This is a genomic window from Chryseobacterium lineare, assembly GCF_977014045.1.
The window spans coordinates 3,854,399-3,877,572 of the sequence record NZ_CDRNIQ010000001.1 but is presented as its reverse complement, the minus strand read 5'-3'; the positions used below and the strand labels follow the sequence as shown (position 1 = coordinate 3,877,572).

General features: G+C 34.9%; 26 protein-coding genes and 1 pseudogene. 20 read left to right on the top strand and 7 right to left on the bottom strand.

All coding sequences use genetic code 11. The features are described 5' to 3' along the window. Window positions 1–128 precede the first annotated feature (128 nt). Window positions 129–1,742, bottom strand: coding sequence for a CTP synthase (locus ACWNCI_RS17440; protein ID WP_449389254.1), 1,614 nt, complete (start codon window positions 1,740–1,742; stop codon window positions 129–131). Between the two features lie 93 nt (window positions 1,743–1,835). Between ACWNCI_RS17440 and ACWNCI_RS17435 the strand changes: the two genes are divergently transcribed. Next, the gene (locus ACWNCI_RS17435; protein ID WP_449389253.1) at window positions 1,836–2,258 is read left to right on the top strand and encodes a hypothetical protein; all 423 of its coding nucleotides are present in this window, start codon (window positions 1,836–1,838) and stop codon (window positions 2,256–2,258) included. A 53-nt stretch (window positions 2,259–2,311) separates the two neighbouring features. On the opposite strand, the gene ACWNCI_RS17430 is transcribed toward ACWNCI_RS17435, so the two are convergent. Beyond that, entirely contained in the window at window positions 2,312–2,881 is a 570-nt protein-coding gene (locus tag ACWNCI_RS17430) for a YceI family protein (RefSeq protein ID WP_449389252.1), read from the bottom strand. A gap of 170 nt (window positions 2,882–3,051) precedes the next feature. Between ACWNCI_RS17430 and radA the strand changes: the two genes are divergently transcribed. Continuing rightward, window positions 3,052–4,404 (top strand): DNA repair protein RadA, encoded by a 1,353-nt coding sequence (gene radA / locus ACWNCI_RS17425; protein WP_346986560.1) that lies wholly within the window; start codon window positions 3,052–3,054, stop codon window positions 4,402–4,404. Window positions 4,405–4,509: 105 nt separating this feature from the next. Next, entirely contained in the window at window positions 4,510–5,103 is a 594-nt protein-coding gene (locus ACWNCI_RS17420; RefSeq protein WP_449389251.1) for an acyl carrier protein phosphodiesterase, read from the top strand. On the opposite strand, the gene ACWNCI_RS17415 is transcribed toward ACWNCI_RS17420, so the two are convergent. The 3 genes from ACWNCI_RS17415 to ACWNCI_RS17405 all read right to left on the bottom strand — a co-directional run bounded on the left by ACWNCI_RS17415 (window position 5,100) and on the right by ACWNCI_RS17405 (window position 7,161). Further along, entirely contained in the window at window positions 5,100–6,041 is a 942-nt protein-coding gene (locus ACWNCI_RS17415) for a phosphatase PAP2 family protein (RefSeq protein ID WP_449389250.1), read from the bottom strand. The two genes, ACWNCI_RS17420 and ACWNCI_RS17415, sit on opposite strands and share 4 nt — an antisense overlap. Before the next feature lie 93 nt (window positions 6,042–6,134). After that, window positions 6,135–6,635 carry a DUF6702 family protein gene (locus ACWNCI_RS17410; RefSeq protein WP_449389249.1) on the bottom strand — a complete coding sequence of 167 codons (501 nt, stop codon included), beginning with the start codon at window positions 6,633–6,635 and terminating at the stop codon, window positions 6,135–6,137. 274 nt (window positions 6,636–6,909) lie between these two features. Continuing rightward, on the bottom strand, window positions 6,910–7,161 hold the full coding sequence (locus ACWNCI_RS17405) for a hypothetical protein (RefSeq protein WP_346986567.1): 252 nt from the start codon (window positions 7,159–7,161) through the stop codon (window positions 6,910–6,912). A gap of 66 nt (window positions 7,162–7,227) precedes the next feature. On the opposite strand from ACWNCI_RS17405, the gene ACWNCI_RS17400 reads away from it, so the two are divergent. From ACWNCI_RS17400 to ACWNCI_RS17350, 11 genes and pseudogenes are all read left to right on the top strand, one after another. Next, window positions 7,228–7,806, top strand: coding sequence for a HupE/UreJ family protein (locus ACWNCI_RS17400; protein ID WP_449389248.1), 579 nt, complete (start codon window positions 7,228–7,230; stop codon window positions 7,804–7,806). Window positions 7,807–7,874: 68 nt separating this feature from the next. Beyond that, entirely contained in the window at window positions 7,875–10,259 is a 2,385-nt protein-coding gene (locus tag ACWNCI_RS17395) for a M1 family metallopeptidase (RefSeq protein WP_449389247.1), read from the top strand. A gap of 53 nt (window positions 10,260–10,312) precedes the next feature. Then, entirely contained in the window at window positions 10,313–11,035 is a 723-nt protein-coding gene (locus ACWNCI_RS17390; protein WP_449389246.1) for a DUF3108 domain-containing protein, read from the top strand. Window positions 11,036–11,119: 84 nt separating this feature from the next. Continuing rightward, window positions 11,120–12,007: a hypothetical protein gene (locus tag ACWNCI_RS17385; RefSeq protein WP_449389245.1), complete on the top strand. Its 888-nt coding sequence runs from the start codon at window positions 11,120–11,122 to the stop codon at window positions 12,005–12,007. Window positions 12,008–12,160: 153 nt separating this feature from the next. Continuing rightward, window positions 12,161–12,439, top strand: coding sequence for a co-chaperone GroES (locus ACWNCI_RS17380; protein WP_040997294.1), 279 nt, complete (start codon window positions 12,161–12,163; stop codon window positions 12,437–12,439). Between the two features lie 47 nt (window positions 12,440–12,486). Further along, window positions 12,487–12,843 carry a four helix bundle protein gene (locus ACWNCI_RS17375; RefSeq protein ID WP_449389244.1) on the top strand — a complete coding sequence of 119 codons (357 nt, stop codon included), beginning with the start codon at window positions 12,487–12,489 and terminating at the stop codon, window positions 12,841–12,843. A gap of 77 nt (window positions 12,844–12,920) precedes the next feature. Continuing rightward, entirely contained in the window at window positions 12,921–14,546 is a 1,626-nt protein-coding gene (gene groL / locus ACWNCI_RS17370; RefSeq protein ID WP_346986573.1) for a chaperonin GroEL, read from the top strand. Window positions 14,547–14,765: 219 nt separating this feature from the next. Then, on the top strand, window positions 14,766–15,305 hold the full coding sequence (locus ACWNCI_RS17365; RefSeq protein WP_449389243.1) for a hypothetical protein: 540 nt from the start codon (window positions 14,766–14,768) through the stop codon (window positions 15,303–15,305). 34 nt (window positions 15,306–15,339) lie between these two features. Continuing rightward, window positions 15,340–15,531, top strand: a pseudogene (gene groEL / locus ACWNCI_RS17360) (chaperonin GroEL); the annotation flags it as partial. A gap of 236 nt (window positions 15,532–15,767) precedes the next feature. Beyond that, the gene (locus tag ACWNCI_RS17355; protein ID WP_449389242.1) at window positions 15,768–17,147 is read left to right on the top strand and encodes a reverse transcriptase domain-containing protein; all 1,380 of its coding nucleotides are present in this window, start codon (window positions 15,768–15,770) and stop codon (window positions 17,145–17,147) included. Between the two features lie 142 nt (window positions 17,148–17,289). After that, window positions 17,290–17,889, top strand: coding sequence for an SLATT domain-containing protein (locus ACWNCI_RS17350; RefSeq protein ID WP_449389241.1), 600 nt, complete (start codon window positions 17,290–17,292; stop codon window positions 17,887–17,889). Window positions 17,890–17,959: 70 nt separating this feature from the next. Here ACWNCI_RS17350 and ACWNCI_RS17345 read toward each other — a convergent pair whose 3' ends face one another. Next, the gene (locus ACWNCI_RS17345; protein WP_449389240.1) at window positions 17,960–18,193 is read right to left on the bottom strand and encodes a helix-turn-helix domain-containing protein; all 234 of its coding nucleotides are present in this window, start codon (window positions 18,191–18,193) and stop codon (window positions 17,960–17,962) included. A 270-nt stretch (window positions 18,194–18,463) separates the two neighbouring features. On the opposite strand from ACWNCI_RS17345, the gene ACWNCI_RS17340 reads away from it, so the two are divergent. The 6 genes from ACWNCI_RS17340 (at window position 18,464) to ACWNCI_RS17315 (ending at window position 22,666) form a co-directional block, all read left to right on the top strand. Further along, on the top strand, window positions 18,464–18,643 hold the full coding sequence (locus tag ACWNCI_RS17340; protein WP_042719990.1) for a SymE family type I addiction module toxin: 180 nt from the start codon (window positions 18,464–18,466) through the stop codon (window positions 18,641–18,643). Window positions 18,644–18,712: 69 nt separating this feature from the next. Next, the gene (locus ACWNCI_RS17335) at window positions 18,713–18,997 is read left to right on the top strand and encodes a hypothetical protein (RefSeq protein WP_449389239.1); all 285 of its coding nucleotides are present in this window, start codon (window positions 18,713–18,715) and stop codon (window positions 18,995–18,997) included. A gap of 358 nt (window positions 18,998–19,355) precedes the next feature. Next, the gene (locus ACWNCI_RS17330; RefSeq protein WP_449389238.1) at window positions 19,356–19,814 is read left to right on the top strand and encodes a hypothetical protein; all 459 of its coding nucleotides are present in this window, start codon (window positions 19,356–19,358) and stop codon (window positions 19,812–19,814) included. A 286-nt stretch (window positions 19,815–20,100) separates the two neighbouring features. Continuing rightward, window positions 20,101–20,760, top strand: coding sequence for a DUF2461 domain-containing protein (locus tag ACWNCI_RS17325; RefSeq protein ID WP_449389237.1), 660 nt, complete (start codon window positions 20,101–20,103; stop codon window positions 20,758–20,760). Window positions 20,761–20,846: 86 nt separating this feature from the next. Then, a complete protein-coding gene (locus ACWNCI_RS17320) occupies window positions 20,847–21,566 on the top strand; it encodes a hypothetical protein (protein ID WP_449389236.1) in 720 nt (239 codons plus the stop codon). A gap of 350 nt (window positions 21,567–21,916) precedes the next feature. Then, a complete protein-coding gene (locus ACWNCI_RS17315) occupies window positions 21,917–22,666 on the top strand; it encodes a DUF3575 domain-containing protein (protein WP_449389235.1) in 750 nt (249 codons plus the stop codon). Between the two features lie 77 nt (window positions 22,667–22,743). Here the strand turns inward: ACWNCI_RS17315 and ACWNCI_RS17310 are convergent, their stop codons facing one another. After that, window positions 22,744–22,956 (bottom strand): hypothetical protein, encoded by a 213-nt coding sequence (locus tag ACWNCI_RS17310; RefSeq protein ID WP_449389234.1) that lies wholly within the window; start codon window positions 22,954–22,956, stop codon window positions 22,744–22,746. Window positions 22,957–23,174 lie beyond the last annotated feature (218 nt).

Sequence of the window (23,174 nt, the reverse complement as noted above, 5' to 3'; positions counted from 1 at the left end):
ATATTTTGAGTCGACAAAAATACAGTTTTTTTATCAAAACTCTATACTATAATACATTACTATATAATAAACTCAGGCTGAGAATAATCAGTCTGAGTTTATTATATATAACGTTTGTAATGACTACATTACTTTACTTCTTTTCCACAAGCTTTAATGAAAGCTCTGAATAAAGGATGCGGTGTTGCTACCGTACTTTTATATTCCGGGTGATACTGCACCCCAACATAGAAAGGATGATCCGGCATTTCAAGCGCCTCAACTAATCCTGTTTCCGGATTTGTACCTGTTGCCAAAAATCCGTTTTTCTCGAATTCACCAAGGTAATCACTATTAAATTCGTATCTGTGACGATGTCTTTCTGTGATATTTTTAGTACCGTAAATATCATTTAATTTAGAACCATTTTTCAATGAGCATTTCCAGGCTCCCAGACGCATTGTTCCGCCTTTATCTATAACATTTTTCTGCTCTTCCATTATTGAAATTACAGGATGTTCTGTAGAAGTGTCGAATTCCATTGAATTAGCTTTCGTGTATCCTAAAACATTTCTGGCAAACTCAACAGTCATGATCTGCATTCCCAGACAAATTCCCAGCATAGGAACTTTATTTTCCCTTGCATACCGAGCGGTAAGAACTTTTCCTTCAATTCCTCTGTCACCAAAACCTGGTGCAACCAGAATCCCATCTACCCCTTTCAAAGTATCTTTAATATTTTCTTCAGTAATATCTCCACTGTACACCCATCTTATTTTCACTTCCGTTTCAAGATCTGCGCCCGCATGCTTGAAAGCTTCAGCAATTGAAATATATGAATCCTGAAGAGAAACATATTTTCCAACCAATGCAATTTCGACAGATTTTTTAGGATTCTGGAATTTCTTTAAAAAAGACTTCCAATCTTTAAGGTCTGCATCTTTATCACTTTTAAGATCCAATTCTTTAAGAACCACATCATCAAAGTTTTGCTTTTGAAGATACATCGGGACTTCATAGATCGTTTCAAGATCTTTACATTCAATTACATTATCCAAAGGAACATTACAGAACTGAGCCAGTTTCGCCCTCTGATCTTTCGGAATTTTATGTTCTGTACGACAAACCAATACATCGGCCATGATTCCGCTTTCCATCAGCTGACGAACGGAATGCTGGGATGGTTTTGTTTTTAACTCCCCACTTGAAGCCAGATAAGGCAACAATGTCAAGTGAATTACCATAGAATTTTTTTCGCCCAATTCCCACTTCAGCTGACGAACGGTTTCAATATAAGGTAAAGATTCAATATCGCCTACCGTTCCACCGATCTCCGTAATGATGATATCGTAGTTCTGCTTCGATAAAATTTTGATTCTTCTTTTGATTTCGTTCGTAATATGAGGAATGACCTGAACTGTTTTCCCAAGGAAATCTCCTTTTCTTTCTTTTTCGATTACAGTCTGATAAATTTTCCCGGTCGTAACGTTGTTGTTTTGGGAAGTAGGAGCATCAAGATAACGCTCGTAGTGGCCTAAATCCAGATCTGTCTCCGCACCATCTTCGGTTACATAGCATTCTCCGTGCTCATAAGGATTCAGTGTTCCCGGGTCGATATTGATATAAGGATCAAGCTTTTGAATGGTTACGTTGAAGCCGCGTGATTTTAGAAGAAGGCCCAGAGAAGCAGAAACGATTCCCTTTCCCAAAGATGAAGTTACACCTCCTGTCACAAAGATGTACTTTGTATTCTTTTTACTCATTAGATTAGGTTTGTGCAAAGTTATGGGAAAAAGAAATACAAAGCAATTTTGTATCTGAATTTGATTGTTTATTTTAGTGATTAATTTTTTTAAATGGAAATTCTGAATAAACTGGTTTATCTAAAAAAGATTGAACTTTTAAGTGAAAATGGATTGCTGCTAAAATTTGACAATCTTCCGATTTGGAAAAGCAATAATCTCAATATCTATTTTACAGATCGACATCATGATTATTACGACGGTATTTTTATCTATTTTAAAGAGAATGTTTTAAATTATCATATGCTATTTCAAGCTCAAATTGGAGAACAATTATATATTGAGATTTTCAGTAAATATTTAAATGTTTGGTATGCTGAAAATTTTGACCATATCGAAGATAGAAATACAATAGACAATCTCGAAGAAATAGAAATTTTAAATTTTAAGTTTGAGAAATTAGAAAAGACCGTCCAAGATTGGAAAGAAGAATATAAAAATTTAGAAAAAGTATATCTTGACCTCTTGAAAAAATAAAAAAGGTTTCCAGAAACTGAAAACCTTTTTCTAAATCAAATTTATAGATGAAATTATTGCTTAACCATTTCAAAGTATAAGTTCACGTCAACATCTTTCGCTACACCTGCTCCAGTAGGATCATATTTGATATTGTAATCCAGACGGTTTACTTTAAATGCAGCCTGGAAGCCCATCACTTCTTTTCCCTGTTGGTTTTTGGTAACTCCTCCGAATGTAACAGGAACGCTGATCTCCTTCGTCACATCTTTTATAGTCAGTTTACCTTTGAACACATATGTGTTATTTTTATCTTTCACTACAGAACCTGTCATAAAGGTCATCAAAGGAAATTTTTCAGCATCAAAGAAATCTGCACTTTTCAAATGCTTGTCTCTCATCTCAACACCCGTGTTGATTGAGTTTACATTAACATTAAAGTTCAGTTGCGCATTATCCAGATTATTGCCGTTGGTGACAGCTTTACCATCAAATTTATCAAACCTTCCCTGCACAAAGCTGATGCCCATATGCTTGATATTGAAATTAACGGAAGAGTGCATCGGATCAACCTGCCAAGCCGTCTGTGCAAAACCTACAACACTTAAAAGTGCAAATACAAAAGTTAAAAATACCTTTTTCATTGTATCTATTTTTTTAAATTAAATTATGCTACAAAAGTAAGCCGCTTATCACAATATAACGTTGATCTATGATATTTTTTATGGTTATTTAAATATTTAGTTAAACAAGTTTCTCATAATTCTCAAATTACAATCTAAACAGACTCTAAGTTTTTTCATAATTTTACATCATGGCAAAACTAAAAACAGCATATTTCTGTCAAAACTGTGGCGCACAATATTCCCAATGGATGGGACAATGCAAAAACTGCGGACAATGGAATACTTTGGTGGAGGAAATTGTAGAAAAAACCTCATCACACAAAACTCCCCCTTTTTCAAAATCAAAACAAAACGTTATCAATATCATAGAGGTTGAAACCAGCGAAGAGCCGAGAATAAAAACACCTTCCGAAGAACTCAACCGTGTTCTGGGTGGCGGAATTGTCTTAGGATCCGTAACCTTGATCGGTGGCGAACCCGGAATCGGTAAATCTACTCTTCTGCTTCAGCTGGCTTTAAAAATGAAGAAGAAAATACTCTACGTCTCAGGTGAGGAAAGTGCGTCTCAAATTAAAATGAGAGCCGACCGGCTTACGGATATTCATAACCCGAACTGCTTCCTTTTTACAGAAACGAATCTTGAAAAGATTCTTCACGAAGCCAAAAAACTGGAACCGGATTTTGTTATTATCGATTCTATTCAGACGCTACAGTCTCAGTTGATTGAAAGTTCACCGGGAACGGTTTCTCAAATAAGAGAATGTTCAAACGAGATTATAAAATACGCTAAAGAAAACAATGTTCCTGTTTTTTTAGTTGGCCATATCACTAAAGACGGGCAAATTGCCGGTCCGAAAGTGCTGGAACACATGGTTGATGTCGTGTTAAATTTTGACGGAGACAGAAATCATCTTTTCAGATTGTTAAGAGCTAATAAAAACCGTTTCGGATCAACTTCCGAAATTGGAATCTATGAAATGATTTCACAGGGACTAAAAGAAATTAAAAATCCTTCCGAAATTTTAATTACCAAAAAATTTGAAGAGCTTTCCGGAAATTCGGTAGCCGTTACATTAGAAGGAAACCGGCCAATGCTGCTGGAAATTCAGGCATTAGTAAGTACGGCAGTTTATGGGACACCGCAAAGAAGCTCCACCGGTTTTGATGCCAAAAGATTAAATATGCTTCTCGCCGTTCTTGAAAAAAGAGCGGGATTCCAGCTCGGCGCCAAAGACGTTTTCCTCAATATTACAGGAGGAATAAAAACGGATGATCCGGCTTTGGATCTGGCGGTTGTCGCTTCCATTCTGTCATCAAATGAAGATATTGCCATCTCTGAACATTACTGTTTTGCAGGAGAAATAGGGTTAAGCGGAGAAATACGACCAATTGCTCAGGCTGAACAACGTATTACTGAAGCAGAAAAACTTGGTTATGAGAAGATTTTTATATCAAATTTAAATAAGCTCCCAAAGAAAAAATTCGGAATAAAAATAGAAGAAGTAAGTAAAATTGAAGATTTCCATGAAAGATTGTTTTAAAAGTTATCAGTTATAAATTATGAGTTATCAGTTCACTAATGATAGTTTATATTAATTACTGCGATCAATTCATAATTTATAACTCATAATTCATAACTTTAAAATATGAATTACCTTGCACATTCTTTCCTCACGTTTACCGACGGACAAATTGTCGGCCAGTTTTTGGCTGACTTTATTCGTAACAGAGACAGGTTTTCTTTTCCAAAGGATATTCAGGATGGCATTACTTTACACCGCGCAATTGATACTTTTACCGATGCACATCCCACGATTCATGAAGCGAAAAAAGTTTTTGCACCTCTGGTAAGATTATATGCAGGAGCATTTGTTGATGTTTCAATGGATTATTTCGTGGCTAATGATATGAGTCTGCATTCAAAACAGGGATGGAAAGATCATTCTTCAAAAGTTTATCGTGTATTGAATAATAATTATGAATTTCTTCCGAAAAATTTCAGAAAAATGCTTTCAAAAATGGAAGAAGGAGACTGGCTGTACAATTACCGTTATGAAGAAAACATCGGTTACAGCATGAGAAATGTCCTTAATAAAGCAAAATATTTATCTCCGGATATTCCCGTTCACGATGCTTTTTTGAAAAATAAAGATTTTCTTCAGCAATGCTATGATGATTTCTTTCCCGATTTACTGGAACACGCAAAAGGAATCAATGCTCTGCTACAATTGGAAAATTAAAAACGTCCGACAACTCCCAGTCCTAAAGGTCCGGCATTAATATTCCAGGTAATTTTACCAACAGGACGTTGTTCCATATTGTATTTTTTATCCTCTTCATATTTCCCGTTCTTTTTCATAAATTTATCAATTCCTTCTACGATGGCAATACTCATGATTGCACTTAGTGTTACATCAGAAAACCAATGGGCACCATCAAGCACCCTTGAGATGGGCACAATAGATCCAACTGCCAGAATACCTCCTTTTATCCATGGATTTTTAAACTGTTTAGACAATGCATAGCTTGTAGTGACAGAAAGAACGGTATGTCCGGAAGGAAAACTCCTGAAATTGGCATCTTGCCCGAAAGGTTTAAAAAAATGTTTTCCCAATCCCGCTCCCGGCCTGGATCTTCCCGTAACTGTTTTTGAAATCTGCTGAATAACCCCTGTAGCACTTGCAGCGGTAATCATTAAAACTCCTGTCCTACGGAGTTTTTCATTATTAGCTAAAAGTCCCGTCACATAAACGGCACCGGTAATACCATAATTGATCTGAGGACTCCCAAAATACCACCCGAATTTTCTGAAAACATTAGGAACATCCTCTCTGTTTCGGATAAAAGTACGGCTTATATCCTCATCTGCAAGATAGATAACTCCGACTGTAGCAACCGTAGCCCCCAATCTCACGTAATCTTTTTTCTCCCAGGATAAAGGACGTGTAAAAGCATTTCCGAAGCCACCAGCCATCGTCACAACATCGTATTTCAAATGTCCCCAGATGTCATTTTTCTTACTCTGATTTTTTGGAAAAGAATATTCAGCATTCTCATTAGAATAGGATAATAGCGAATCCTTTTGAGCAACAACAGTATCGGAAATAATAACATTTCCTTCCTGTCCATTTATCACTACATACAATAATATACTAAGAATAGTAATTGCTTTTCTCATCTTCATTATAAAAATAAGCAGCAAAGTTACCTAATTTGCGCTATATTATGTTAAATCAAAATAAATTTATGAAATTAATCAGGTAGAAAGCCATTAAAACTGTTGAAATAAATAACGATTGGGATAAGTTAGCTTCTCACTTTTCCTTTCTCCGTTTACGATGATATGAACGATATTCAGCTGGTCGTCGAATAAATTATAAAGAAAACTGACCGCTGCCTCTACTTTTTTAGGATTGTCGATTTTTTCAGACTCAAGATAAATATTTACCGATTCATGATCTTCTTCGTAACCAACAAAATTTATAGTTAGAAATTTATTATTCGTTTTTAATTTAAAATACTCTGCGGAATAATTTTTCAGGGATTCATTAAGCTGGCTTTTAAATTTAGCATCATTAAAATGCAGCGATTTTCCGTATTTGGCATTTAATCCGTTTTCAAGATCATCCAGAAAAAAACGTCCTGTAATTTCAAAAGTCTTTGATTTCTGATTGTAATTGATTTCTACCGAACCAACATGATAAGGATGCTTTGCGCCGGTAAAAGAGAAAAGAACCAAAAGAACAGGAAAAAAGAAAAGTAATTTTTTCATTGTAATAAATCTAGGATTTTTTGCGGATCCTGTCGCATATCAAAGAAAAGAAGAATTTTTATCAGATGGTCGTTTTCTTTCCTGAAGAACATCCGCACGTGTTTTTTACCGATCAAAGCAGAATGGACATTATGAGAATATCTCTGGTAAAGATTAAACTTCCCTTTTTTCAAATTATCTGACACTTTCCTGATATCACCAAGGAACAATACAATCTCTCGATTACTCCATATGTTTTCAAGAAATATGATTTGATCTCGAAGCGTTTGTTTTGCTATTTCTGAGAATTCAATCTGCATATTTCTTCATCAACATATTTAAAAAAATCTTCTTCCGAAATCATATCCTTATCTTCCAGACGATCTGCATAATCTGCAAGCTTCTCGATAAACCATTTCGGGGTACCGTCTTCATAAAACTCATCATCCTGCTCTAAAGAAACAGACTTGATACCTTTTATATTTTCTAAAAGTTTTTTTATAAATGCAAAATCTGCCGTATTATCCAGTTCTATATTGACAATCATAACATTTAATTTTACACAAAGTTAAAATAAATTTTGTATCATCGCATTCCAATAATATTATTAGAAATGCAGGATTTTTTATTCTACTTAAAGCTCGGCTGGGAACATATTATTTCTTTAGATGCACTTGATCATCAGCTTTTCGTGTTGGCTCTGATTGCCGTTTACTCATTTAATGATTTGAAAAAAATCTTAATTCTTGTCACCGCTTTCACCATTGGGCATTCGATCACGCTGGCGCTAAGCACTTTTGATATCGTTAGAGTTAATTCTGACTGGGTAGAATTTCTCATTCCTTTGACGATTGTTCTGACCTCATTGGATAATATTCTCATGAAGAATAAAAAGCAGACGCTCATGAAAGCCAATTATTATTTAGCGCTCATTTTCGGGCTTATCCACGGAATGGGTTTTGCCAATACCGCAAGAGTAATGATTGCCAAAAGCCAGAGTATTGCCATTCCTCTTTTAGGCTTTAATATAGGACTGGAACTGGGGCAAATTGCCATCGTTTTCGCAATTTTACTCATTCTGTTTATTTTACTTAAAATTTTTAAGGTGAATCAGAAAGACTGGGTACTTTTTGTTTCTTCAGGAGTTTTTGCCTTATCATTAAAAATGACTTTAGAAAGAATTCCATTTTAGGGATGAAACATTTCTAAATTTTCAGCTACTTATTATTATATTTGAAAATTCTTAAACAAATTTCGGTTATGAAACTAAAAGTTGCCATACTTTCCCTTTCTGTATTTACATATGCAGGTTTCGCAGCACAAAATATTCAGAATAATCCCGGAAGCAACCACGGAAATAAATTTGAACAGTTGGGAACTATTCTTCCCACTCCCAATATTTACAGAACAGCTTCAGGAGCGCCGGGTCATGGCTATTGGCAAAACAGAGCCGATTATGACATCACCGCATATCTTGATGAAGATAAAAGAAATCTGAAAGGTTCTGAAACAATAACCTACTACAATAATTCTCCGGATGATCTCGATTACATCTGGCTGCAACTAGATGAAAACCAACAGTCAAACGTAAAAAAAGCCGACTTTCCTTATTCTTCTACCCTTCCGAAAGCTTCTAACGATCAGCAATTACGCCCTACTGATTTGCCTGCAACCGATAATGGGTATGGCGTAAATCTTGAAAAAGTAACAGACGCTTCAGGAAATCCTTTAAAATATACGGTCAACAAAACCATGATGCGTATTGATTTACCTAAAATATTAAAGAAAGGTGAAAAGCTCGTTTTTAAAGTAAACTGGAATTACAATATTCCCAACAGAATCAAAATGGGCGGCCGCGGCGGTTACGAAAACTTTGCAGAAGACGGAAACGATCTTTATACCATGACCCAATGGTATCCAAGAATGTGTGTGTACAGCGATTTCCACGGATGGCAAAACCACCAGTTTACCGGAAGAGGAGAATTTGCACTGGTTTTCGGAAACTTTAAAGTTTCAATGAATGTTCCTGCAGATCATATCGTTGGAGGAACGGGGGAATGTAAAAACTATGATCAGGTTTTAACGTCTGAACAATTAGCAAGATATAACAAATCAAAAACAGCAACAGAACCTGTAGAAATTGTAACGCTGGATGAAGCGAAAAAAGCAGAGAAAAACCATTCAAAACAAAGAAAAACATGGAGCTTTGAAGCCAATAATGTGAGGGATTTTGCATGGACTTCTTCCCGGAAATTCGTGTGGGACGGAATGGGCGTCCTTATTCCCGAAAACAACAATAAAGTAATGGCAATGAGCTTTTATCCTAAAGAAGCTTATGGTTTATACAGAAAATATTCTACTAAAGCTGTCGCGCATACGATAAAGACGTATTCAGAATTTACGATTCCTTATCCATACCCGGTGGCGCAGTCTGTAGAAGCGGCCAACGGAATGGAATACCCGATGATCTGCTTCAACTACGGGAGAACCGAAAAAGACGGAACTTATTCTGAAGGTATTAAAAACGGAATGCTGGGCGTTGTAATTCACGAAGTAGGACATAACTTTTTCCCGATGATCATCAACTCCGATGAAAGACAATGGACATGGATGGATGAAGGGCTAAACACTTTTGTGGAATATCTTACGGAAGAAAGATGGGACAATAAATTTCCGTCAAAAAGAGGTCCGGCATGGACAATCGTTGATTACATGAAACTTCCGAAAGATCAGCTGGAACCGATCATGACCAACTCTGAAAACATCGTTCAGTTTGGTCCGAATGCTTATTCAAAACCGGCAACAGGCTTGAATATTCTTCGTGAAACCATCATGGGAAGAGAACTTTTCGATAAAGCTTTTAAAACATATGCTAAAAGATGGGCTTTCAAACATCCTGAACCTGCAGATTTCTTCAGAACAATGGAAGATGCGAGTGGCGAAGATCTCGACTGGTTTTGGAGAGGATGGTTTTATGGGACAGATCCGGTAGATATTGCTATTGATAAAGTGACCATTGCTGCTCCCGATCTCAATACACCACCAAGAGAACCTAAAGAAGTAAAATATAAAGTTGATAAACCTGCTCTGAATGAATTTGAAGATATTTCAAAAATCAGAAACAGAGAAGATAAAAACATCACATTCCACGTAGATAAGGATAAAGAAGCTCAGGATTTTTATTACAGATACGACAGAGGCCAGGAAAAAGTTGACAACAATAAAGAATATGTTTCTAAATTTGATGGAACTGAGCCTTTAACCCAAAAAGAAAAAGATAAATTTAAAAATCTTACGGCGTATCAGATTGATTTCGTAAATAAAGGTGGACTAGTAATGCCTATTATTCTTGAATTCACTTTTGAGGATGGCACAAAACTAACAGATAAATCTTCTGCACAGATCTGGAGAATGAACGAGCAGAAAGTATCAAAAACTTATTATTTTGACAAGAAGCTTAGATCAATCCAGCTGGATCCGATGAGAGAAACTGCTGATATCGATACTTCCAATAATTTCTGGAGTAATGACGGCGGAACCTCTCAAGCCTCAAAATTTGAATTATTCAAACAGAAAGAAGGCGGAAATACAAGAGGAGCTTCAAACGGTAAAGTAAACCCAATGCAGGCTGCCGGAAAAAAATAGCAAAAAAGTAATGTAACTTTTATCTACAAGGCGCTACTTATTATTAAAAAATCATGAGAACATTTCTGATCCTTTTAATAATGAGCAGTGCCAATTTTTTTGCTCAAAAAACATTGAATCCAAGTAACGTAAAGCTTGAATCCAAATTCATTAAAAATGAAATTTCCAATGCGGTATGGTACGCCGAAAAAGGAGATCAAAAAGTGGAAATCGGGAAAATTACCACGGAAATAAAAAAGATAGACAAAACAAAACTTCTGATTAAAACAACGGTACACATGAATCAGGCGCCGGGGAAACCGTGGGTAGATTCTACCTTAGTAAGAATTTCAGATTTCCAGCCTGTTTATCACTCCTCTTACAATTTGATGAGAGATATGGTTTTAAATTTTGAAAAAAATAAAGCAACCGGCTATTATCTCGATAAAAAATCTCAGAAGAAAGATCAGATTGATGAAAAAATTTCTGCTGAATATTTTGACAGCAATTCTTACCCTGGGCTAATAAGATTTTTACCTCTAAAGGAACACTACTCTTCTGAAATTCCGATTTTTGATTATAATCCCGCAGCCAAAAAAGGAGTGGTAAAAGCTTATATTGAGGATGTAAACAGCGGAGAATTGAATGGCAAAAAAGTCTGGCTCGTAAAAACAACAGATGATATTCAGGACAGGAAAACAATCAGCATCTATTTTATTGATAAGTCAACGAGAGAAGTTTTAAAACAGGAAATTGATGCAGGCGGAAGAAAAATGATTATGGAATCTGTAAGATAAAAAAATATAAAATAATATTTCTAAAAGTATTCAGAATCTGAATACTTTTTTTTTAGATTTGCCGCAGATAAAAACTTTTAATTCATGAAAAAACTCATTGTATTTTTAGTGTTCATATTCACTACACAGCATACTATTGCCCAATCTCTACAATTTTATACCGGAAAAAGAGATTTTATACCTATTGAAATCTTAATGGAAGACGGCAGCACCAAAAAAGGCTTTGCGCAGGATTTCATGCTTCCTGATGTTGCCACTTTCAGCATCATGGGAAAAGGTCCGAAATATGCCAATCTGGACAGAAAAGATGTAAAATTCAAATCCTCAAAAAGTGATGCAGAAATACAATTAATTCCTGTCTCCGAGATTAAAAGTCTTATCTATACCAACGAAGAAACCCAGGAGCAATTTCAGCTCGACAAGCGTCTGGTAAAAGAAGTCAATAAAAATCAGGAGTTGGAATCAGAAGGAAAAGTTTTAATGCTTCCCTTAATGGAAAAAGGGCCCATTAATCTTTATGGTTACAGAAGTATGATGTGTAAGGCTGACTTCGGTAACAATTTTGCTGCAGGATCTAATGGTAATGAAGACAACTGCCAGCTTACCTATGTCATGATATATCTGAGCAAGTCCGAAGACACCGTTGCCATTGCCCCTGTTGATTATCCTTCATTAAGCCCATTAGACTTATTCAATCTTAAAACACTGTATAAGAAGTTTTATACAGCCTACGAAATTGTAGGCGCCGATTGCCCGGAATTCCTGAAAAAAGTAGATGAAGCCAGACAGAATGATTACTTTTCCAATAAAACATTCAGGGAAAATAAAAAAGCAATGGATGCGGAACGAAAAGCTTTACTGAAAGGAAAAAAAGGAGCTGAAGCATCAAGAATCAATATGAAATACAGAACAGAATTATTCACGAATATATATAAAAAACTGATTGATGATTACAAAGAATCATGCAAGTAATCAGCATACAGAAGTCACCTCAAAAACGAGGTGACTTTTTTTCTGCCAAATTTTCCACTCCCCGCAAAATAAGTCTGCCAAAATTCTCTTTTGCTCCTATTGGCATACAATTAGCGAATTACAAGTCAGAATAATTAAAAAATTAAATATATTATGTCAGTAAACTTTAAACCATTAGCAGACAGAGTTTTGATCGAACCGATCGCTGCAGAAACTAAAACAGCTTCAGGTATTATTATTCCGGACACCGCAAAAGAAAAGCCGCAGGAAGGTACCGTAGTGGCAGTAGGTCCTGGTAAAAAAGATGAGCCTACAACTGTTCAGGTAGGTGACAAAGTTCTTTATGGAAAATATTCAGGTTCTGAATTGAAATTGGAAGGAAAGGATTATTTAATTGTAAAAGAAGGAGACTTACTAGGAATCATAGGCTAATAGCTGATGGCTTTTGGCTAATGGCTTTCCAGCATTGAAAATAGTATATGAGAGATTTTAAAAGGTTTGAAGTTTGGCAATTAAGTCATCAATTGACTTTAAAAATTTATACTTCAACCAAAAACTTTCCTAAAGAAGAAACTTTTGGATTGACCTCTCAGATCAGAAGATCATTTGCTTCCATCGGGTATAATATTTCAGAAGGAAGCGGAAGAAATTCTGATAAAGAATTTGCTAATTTCATCAATATTGCATTAGGATCGTCCAACGAAGCCGAAAACCAATTAATTCTTGCTAAAGATTTGGATTACATTGAGAAAAATGATTATCAAAATCTTTTATCCGAATTAACAACATTAAAAAAGAAGCTTGTCACACTTTGGAACAGGCTAAACGGAAATTAAAAAATCAAATTATAAAAATAAACCGCGCGAATTGCTGAAGCCAAAAGCTAAAAGCAATTCGCCAAAAGCTTAAAACAATGGCAAAAGAAATAAAATTCGATATTGAATCAAGAGACGCTTTAAAAAGAGGTGTTGATGCATTGGCTAATGCAGTAAAAGTAACGTTAGGTCCAAAAGGAAGAAACGTGGTCATCGAAAAATCTTTCGGTGCTCCTCACGTAACTAAAGACGGAGTTTCTGTAGCGAAAGAAATCGAACTTGAAGACAGAGTAGAAAATATGGGTGCTCAGATGGTGAAGGAAGTAGCTTCCAAAACCAATGACATCGCAGGTGACGGTACAACGACTGCTACCGTATTGGCACAGGCTATCGTAAGAGAAGGTCTTAAAAACGTAGCTGCAGGAGCAAACCCGATGGATCTTAAAAGAGGAATCGACAAAGCCGTAACAGCAGTTGTTGAAAACTTAAAATCTCAGTCTAAAACAGTGGGTGATTCTACAGAAATGGTGAAGCAGGTTGCTTCCGTATCTGCTAACAACGACGAAACCATCGGTGCTTTGATCGCTGAAGCTTTCGGAAAAGTAGGTAAAGAAGGAGTGATCACCGTAGAAGAAGCAAAAGGTATCGATACAACAGTTGATGTTGTAGAAGGGATGCAGTTTGACAGAGGATACCAGTCACCATATTTCGTGACAAATCCTGAGAAAATGCTTGCTGAATTGGAGAATCCATATATCCTTTTAGTTGAGAAAAAAATCTCTTCGATGAAAGAATTGCTTCCTGTACTTGAGCCGATCGCTCAGGGAGGTAAGTCTCTATTAATCATCTCTGAAGAAGTAGAAGGTGAAGCTTTAGCTACTTTGGTAGTAAACAAATTAAGAGGTTCTCTTAAAATTGCTGCCGTTAAAGCTCCTGGATTCGGGGACAGAAGAAAAGCAATGTTGGAAGATATCGCGATCCTTACAGGTGGACAGGTAATTTCTGAAGAGCAAGGTTTCACCATGGAAAACATCTCTTTAGACATGTTGGGAACAGCTGAAAAAGTTTCTATCGATAAAGATAACACAACAATCGTAAACGGTGGTGGTGAAGACAGCAAGATCAAAGGAAGAGTTTCCCAGATCAAAGCGCAGATGGAAACAACAACTTCTGACTACGACAGAGAAAAGCTTCAGGAAAGATTGGCTAAATTAGCCGGTGGTGTTGCTGTTCTTTACGTAGGTGCTGCTTCTGAAGTAGAAATGAAAGAGAAAAAAGACAGAGTAGATGATGCCCTTCACGCGACAAGAGCCGCTGTTGAAGAAGGTATCGTAGCTGGTGGTGGTGTTGCTTTGGTAAGAGCGATTGCTGCTTTAGAAAACCTTACAGGAATTAACTCTGACGAAAGCACAGGGATCAAAATCGTAAAAAGAGCGATCGAAGAACCATTGAGACAAATCGTTGCTAACGCTGGTGGTGAAGGTTCTGTCATCGTTGCGAAAGTAGCAGAAGGACAGGGTGACTTTGGGTACAACGCAAAAACCGACGAGTATGTAAACATGCTTGAAGCAGGGATCATCGACCCTACGAAAGTAACAAGAGTTGCCCTTGAAAACGCAGCTTCCGTATCCGGAATGTTATTAACCACAGAATGTGTGATCACTGAAGTGAAGAAAGACGAGCCGGCTATGCCAATGGGCGGAGGAATGCCAGGAATGATGTAACAGCATGTCGCTGAGACAATTTAATATATAAACCGTTCTGCTTTTTGTGGAGCGGTTTTTTTTAATTATTTAAACCGATGTTTCTAATCAGCATTCAAAGTTTTTATAATATAAAAATTCTACTATGGGCCTTCAAAACACTATGCATATAATGAAAACAATGTGTAAATTTGGAGTTAATTGATAACTTTGAATAACAAAAATTAAGCCCATAAAAAAATGACTAAACAACTAAAGGCCGCAATTGTATTAGTAATAACAATTGTAAGTATGAATTTGAATGCTCAGAAAAAAGCACCTGCCAAATCCACAAAATCAACGACTGAAAGTAAAACAGCCAAACCCACCAAGCAGGAAACAATGGACTGGATTGCAGGAAAACTCAAAGAAAATTTAGCCTTATATAACGACCGGGTTTTTGTTTCTTATAAAGACGGAGTTTTTATTTATAGAAGCAACTATGGAATCAATAAGTTTTGCGAATACAGCTATGACTTAAACAAGGTTACCGGAATGAATGATGAATACTCTGATTTTTACGTTTCCGGAAACAAACAACTTTTTGCACACTGTGATTATGATCGAGCAGATGAAGGAAATTATTATAACTATATCTCCATAAGCGGACCCAATTACAATAAGTACAGATCACCTTTTAATTTTGGCACAGACCAGGTTTTGGTTGAAAGATTAAAAAAAGCATTTGCAACATTAGTTGAATACAATGCAACGAAAAAAAGCGCAGACGAAAAATTTTAATTTTCAGCATCTAAATTTTATTCTGAATTCTGGCAACGCAAAAACCAACAAGTATATAAACATGCTTGAAGCAGGAATCATCGACCCTACGAAAGTAACAAGAGTTGCCCTTGAAAACGCAGCTTCCGTATCCGGAATGTTATTAACCACTGAATGTGTAATCACTGAAGTGAAAAAAGACGAACCAGCCATGCCAATGGGCGGAGGAATGCCAGGAATGATGTAACAGCGCGGTCAGCGACCGAGACAATTTATATACTAACCGTTCTGATTTTCAGAGCGGTTTTTATTTGTATTATTTTTTTAATTATATTTGAAAAAACTAAATAAAAACCATGAGACAACATCAATTAAATTCTTATTAATATATACTTGCAAATTTTTAAACAAAATAATTAACTAACATCTTAGTTTTATTGTAATTTATAGATTTAGATTTCATTTACAATAATTTATGATTATATGAATATAGATGAATACTTTAAATTAGATTTCTTAAAAGATTTATATCAAACCAAAATCAAAAAATCAAAATCAAAGGGAATTGATAAAGTTTCAGTTCAAGATTTTGAGAAAAAATTAGATGAAAACCTCAATATTATTATAAGAAAAGTATTAAATGGCACTTACACTTTTTCTCCATACCTAGAAATTCTGAAACTTAAAGGAAGAAATAAATTTCCCCGCATGATTTCTATACCAACTATAAGGGATAAAATGGTTTTATTAATAATTAAAGAAATTTTACATTCTTTATTTAATGAAAGTGTAAATAGAAAACTGCCAAATAATTATATAAAAGATGTCAAAAAGTATATATCTAACAATCAGGGAGAAAAATTTTATCTAAAATTAGATTTAGAAAAATTTTATGACACGATTAATCATGAAATTTTATTAAAAAAACTTAAAGATCAAAAAGTACCAGTGGCTATAGTTTCTTTAATAGAAAAAGCAATAACAAATATAACGGTTCCTCAAAATACTAAAAGAAATAATTATCCAAATTTTAAATGTGATATTGGAGTACCACAGGGATTATCTATATCTAACATTTTGGCCCAAATTTATCTTATCGAATTTGATAAAGTAATTCAAAATAGAAAATATTTTTATCAACGATATGTTGATGATATTCTTTTAATAAACTCATACAAAATTTCAAATTATAGAGTAAAAAATTTCATTGAAGAGTTAAAAAAAATAAAACTTTCAGTCAATGAAACAAAAACAGAACAAAACTCATTAAATATAAAGCCTTTTACATTTTTAAGTTATTCAATACATTCCGATAAAATTTCAGTATCAGAAAAAAATATTGATACATTTATTAAACGTATAGCTGCAAAGATAACTTGGTTTAAGGATGGTTTCAGGAATAAGGAAAAAAGACCAGAGTACTTAAAAAATAATATTGAGCAGTTTAAAATAGTATTTATAGAAGAACTAAATGATATGATTACAGGGCTCACTGCAAACAATAAAAATTATGGATGGCTTTTTTATTTTTCTGAAATATCTGATATTGATTTATTGTTTAAATTAGATAAAATTATAACTAATTTTTTTTTAAGTTTACAAATGTTTGATAATAAAAGACCTACAAATCTAAAAAAATTAGTAAGATCTTATTATGCAATTGTTTACAAACAAAAAAATTATATCTCAAATTATGATAATTTAGACACTATTAGAAAAAAAAGAAATTTTTTAGTTTTTAGGGGACAAATATCATCTACAAAGGACTATACAAATGAAGAAATTGAGAATCAATTTGAAAAATATCAGAATAAACAAATTAATAAGATAGAACAAGGATTAGGATATACATATTTCAATTAACAGAGTTACTTCCAACATTAGTTGGGACTTATTATTAATAAGTATTTGTAATATAATCAACGCTCCGCGTTTGTTTGGCTTCCATAATGGAGAATTTGCCTCATTGAATTTTAAGTAGCTCTGTTTTAACTACAATTAAATAATGGAAAAAGAAATTGAACGCTGGTACAAAAAGCTATGGGAAACTAAAGGCAGCCGCTTTATTGCAGCTAAAAGATTTGATAGAATTGATAAGTATTCAAATATAACCATTCATATAATTACAGCGTATTTATTATGTGTTAACTTGTTAGTACTCATCCCAAAGAGATCTGCGTTATTATCCAACGAAAATATCAGCTTCTTCACTATTTGTGCTTCAATAATTTTATTGGTAATTTCATTAATAATATCTTCTAGAAAATACGGAGATACATCGCATAAGTTTCATTCTTGTGCAAGAGAAATAAACATATTGTATGACAAGGTTTGTTATTGGAAAAATACCTCTGAAAAACCTAAAAGTGAAGACATTTTCGAACTTAATGAGAAGTATAACAATATTTTAATAAATTATGATATAAATCATTCCAAATTAGATTATTCAGTTTTCAAATGTGAAAATTATAAAGAATATTTTAAAGCCTATCCTCTTTTATATTTAATTAAGATATATTCATTGAATTTTATTGTATATTATTTACTCTATTTATTGGCAATAATAATTCCTATTCTGATTTTTATATCTTTATTAAGTAAATAATAGTAACTTCATTTGTTACAAAATGTTGTTCAACTTGAACCATGAATAAAAACACAACTTCTTAGAATTTCTAATCAATTTTAAAATCTACTAAATCCTTAGGTAATACATTTAGACCTTTTGCTAAATCAATTAATGTAGTAAATGCAAAGTTTCTTTTACCATTTTCTATATCACTTATTGTAGCTTTAGTAATTTTTGAACTATTCAAAACAACATCATCTTGGGTTAGGCCAGAATTGAGTCTTAATTCCTTAATATGCTGTCCAAATTTCTTTAATATTTCATCTTGTAAAACGTCCATTTATTAACAGTTTGTACAAAGGGCGTAATTTTTTTTGCAAATATTGTTACAAGTTCTTATAACAAAATAAAAATTTCTTATATTTGAAAAATTATTAATTAAAATTTTAGAAATATTATTTCAGATACAATATTAAATTGACATTTACCAATTGCACCTTTAGCGATTAAAAACACAATCTATCATATTACCTTGGTTTGTACAGGCAGGAAGTTCAGGTATTATCAGGACTTCCTCCTCTACAGCCGACAAAAACTAAAAAACATATCCATGATGAACGCAAGAAAAATTAAAATCCACACCAGATACCAGAAAAGCAATCACCGGATGATCACCGTCCCGGAAATCCGGCTTCAGGGAAAATGGCTTGATGCGCTGGGTTTCGGAAAAGGGAAAACCGTACACATCCAACAAAAGAAAAACAAGCTAACGATTACTGTCGCAAAATAGCATAACCAAAACAGCATTTGGGTTCCCACAAATTGCGCAAGACGATCCAATATCGCAGATTTGTAATCCGTGACTTTTAAAAACCATTACGTTAGTCCGCACAATCAGTCAGAAGATTTCTTCAACTGCTCAGAACCGGCATCCAGGTATTCAGTTGAGGCAAACAACCGTTTCGTCAGGACGATCAAGAGTTCCGTTAAAGCAATCAACCATTCCGAAGAGACAATCAACTCCTCCGAAGAAGCAATCAACTGCTCCGAAGAAGCAATCAACCAGTCAGAAGAGCCGATCAACCAGTCAGAAGAGGCAATCAAGTACAATTTACTATATAACAGAGCTTTACAGCCCTTTTGAAAAATTAGTAAACCCAATGTTGCAGCTTGGAATGATGCCCTATCGCGTCGAAACGACATCGCGGATTTGCAATTCTTGCCCCCGTGTGTAAAAACCTAAGTTTTGAAAACCCGCCAGGTTTAAGAAGAGAAATTAAAAAATTCATCTTTCATGACTCATGATGTAATTATGTCCCGCAGATTGTCATTCATCCGTAAATATTTAAATTTGCTAAAAAATCATCAGGATGAAAAAAACCTTTGAATTCCCTCACGCTGGTTCTAAAGTCTCGCTAGCGACAGTACAGGGAGGCAAAGCCAATGAAGCATTTTTACAGGAAATTTAAACTTATTCAGAAATAATTCTAGCCGCACAAAAAATGAACCGCAACCAAAAGAAATTTGAAGAAATTAAAAATATTCTCATTGAAAAATTGGGAAGCAAAGTTGAGTATTCGAAAGACGAAGATGGAACAGAATATTTGACTGTCAAAAATTCAGATTTCTGGATTTCAACAACTTTTGGAGAATTGGTAGTGGGCTACGGTTTTCATCATACGCATTTCAGCGAAGAACTCGAAAATTTAGATGACGGAATAGTTCAGGCCTTCGATTTACTGACCAACAGAATCAAAACAACGAATTACATAAAAGGAAACACGATATTTAAAACAACGGTTGAAATTGAATATCCGGATGCGACCCTTGTCAATATAGGAAGTTCAGGTCTGATCCTGTTTCCTTTCTGGAAAAAGACAGAGCTTGAAGTAAAGTATGATGAAAAAATTTTAGAAAAAAAAGAAATTGAAAATCAGGTAAATTCAATTTTAGAAACTTGAATTAATGAATATGGTATCAATAGAAATGGGCTTTAGCCCATTTACACTACAATACATGATGATCCGGCTTTAGCCGAAACCTATCATATTTTGGCTAAAGCCGAATGGTAGACTGCTATAATTTCATCGGGCTAAAGCCCGACGCTACTGATAAGTATATGTTCTAAATTTCAAAGAGTTCAATCCTTTATCGAACTCACTTTAATTATTGACAGATTGCAGGGAACTTTGGTCCCGCAGACTGTCATTCATCCATAAATATTTAAATTTGCTAAAAATCGTAAAGATGAAAAAAACCTTTGAATTCCTTAAGCAACTGGAGAAAAACAACACCCGCGAATGGTTTGCCGCACACAAAGCGGAATACGAGGCGGTGGTAAAAGAAAACAAGGCACTTTTCAATCAGATCTATGCTGAACTTCAGCAACATGACCATGTCAACGGCATCCATATTTTCAGGATTTACAAAGATGTCCGGTTTTCAAAGGATAAGACACCCTACAAAACCAATTTCGGAGTCGGGTATTCCCGTTTAAAACCGATGCTGAGAGGAGGTTATTACATTCATCTTGAACCCGGCAACAGTTTCGTAGGCGGTGGATTCTGGGGACCGGATGCTAAAGACCTGCTTCGCATCCGCAAAGAATTTGAGATCAGTACCGCGGAGATTGAAAAGATTACTTCAGACGATACCTTCGTCAACTATTTTAAAGAAATAAAAGGCGATGCCGTGAAAACAGCACCAAGAGGTTTCGACAAAAATCATCCCGCCATCGATCTTATCAGGAAAAAGCAGTATGTTGTCATGAGACCATTTACTGACCAGGAAGTTTTATCGGATGATTTCAGGAAAGAGGCAATACTCACCTTATTGGCCATGCGCCCCTTCTTTGATTATATGAGCGAAGTCCTCACTACAGATTTGAATGGACAATCTTTAATTTAAATAAAGGATTATTAAGAATTTCTTTCTTGTATAAAGACTGCTGATATTTTACTTATTTTTATACTCAAAATCATCAAATAAGAGCAATGAGAAATATTCTTTCAGTTATTTTAATTTCAACCGCTTCTATCCTTTTTTCTCAAGTCAAAGATGTTACGGGAATTTACAGTGAAGGGCTTCTTGATAAATTCAATCCGGGAGCAAATTATCTTGAATTGAAAACGGATTCCACCTTCATCTACAATCAGTATGGCAAAAAATATGAGGGAAACTGGAAGCTTTCCGAGAATAAGATTCTGTTAAATCCTGACATCAAAAAAGAATTTGCAAAAGTAAAAATGAAAGAATCCAGAAACGACTCTGATTCTGTCACCATTAAAATCAATTATATTCCTAAAAAAGACGATTCCGGAAAGTCAAGAAGTAATGGCTTTATGATGGCAACGGTTTATTTTGATAAAAAGGGAAACTACATCAACATCCTGAAATCGCCTTACATTAGAAGCTGTGGCTGGGCTCCGCATGTGAGAAGGCAAAATATTTTGGATGCTGACAATTCGGTAACCGTTTCTAAAAATGACTTTTCACAGCTCGGTTTTAGGACCTACAACCTCAACGATTATATCATTTTCAATAAGGCCAACAAAGACTCCAACGTTTTTGAATTTGAGATTGAGGATATCGCCGCAGACGAAGACATCATCAGAGACGAATTTTTTATTCTTAAGGGTAAATCATTGTACTATCCCAATAAAAAAGGGAAAGTTGACGTCATGCAGTTGCCATTGGTGAAAAAGAAAATGTGATTACTTACACGCAAAGATTTTATTTAAATAATATGTACTTCAAGAAGAGCAAAGGCAGATAAAATCTGCTGCGCAAAGCTGATCGAATAGCTTCATCAATCAACTTGCTGATTATTCTTAGCTCACTTAAAACACGAGCATAAAATAAATCTTTGCGTTAAAAACATGCGGCCTCCAAGATTCGTCATGAAAAACATTCATAAAATTTAATATGCAGATCAACCACTCAATAGAATTAAGTGGTTCTTAATTATTATTCATAAATCAACTGGTACATTACCATTATTAATATCCTTTTTGCCCGCTTTTTGCTATTTTCAAAATAATTCAAACCACAAAATAGTAAAATCATGAAAAAATTCCTACTCATCATTCCCTGTTTTATGCTTTCGCTACTCAAAGCACAGGAAACACCAGCGCCACCACCGGAAAAAATGAATATCATTAAAACCAATGTAACGGCGTATGCATTCAGAAACATCAATCTCTCGTATGAAAGAGCATTTAATCGTTGGTTTTCATTAAATATGGGCTTTGGGGCCATGCCGGAAGGAAAAATTCCGTTTATCAATTCTTTTTTAAGCGATAATGACGAAAAGAGATTTCAGAATTTAGAGGCAAAAGCTTTTAATTTTACAATAGAACCACGCTTCTATGTTGGCGCCGGATACGGAAAAGGATTCTATATTGCACCTTACTACCGGTATTCAAAAATAACTTCCAATACGTTTGATTTTTATTATGACTATACCTTCAGCGGAACAACTTATCAGATTCCGTTGAAAGGATTCGGCAGCGCTCATGGAAACAGCGGCGGGGTAATGGTTGGAGCGCAGTTCTTCCTGACCAGCAGCCGCAATCTTGTCCTCGATCTATGGATTGCCGGCGCCCATTACGGATCCGGAAAAGGAGATTTCACGATGACCAGTGATATCCCGCTTACTCCCGATATGCAGGCTCAGCTGAAAAAAGAAATTGAAGATCTTGATATTCCCTATGTAAATTATACGGTAGAAACCAACACCAACGGAGCAAGAGTCATTATCGACGGTCCGTGGATAGGTTTCCGAACCGGATTATCATTGGGATACAGATTTTAAGGAGCAGTGATGATCGTAGAATGATTAGATATTGTAAAAACCCGCGGCTCAGATTCTCTGAGCCGCGGGTTCTATTTTTAATGATAGGCTTGCTTAAATTTTTCCAGGATATTGTCCAGATTATGCCTCTGAACATATACACTTTTTACATCATCGTATCTTGGGGATTTGTAAAATACTTCATGGAAATCCATGCTTCCGTTCCCCACTTTTACCACTCTCTGAACTTCGATATTCAACTTTCTCAATTCATCTTTAAAAACCTGAAATTCGTCTTGGATATTTTTCATCTATATTTTTGGATTTTAATTAAAACTACATTTTTATATCAAACACCCTACCAAAATTCGGGGGTCTTGCTTAAATTTAATATAAAGGTAATGAATTTTTCAACACAAATACTATATTTACTTAACATTTCCTCAATACTTCAATCATTTAAAAATCATTTTAACAAAATTTATACCAATTGAATAGTTTTACAATCTCCCCTAAAAATTAAACAATC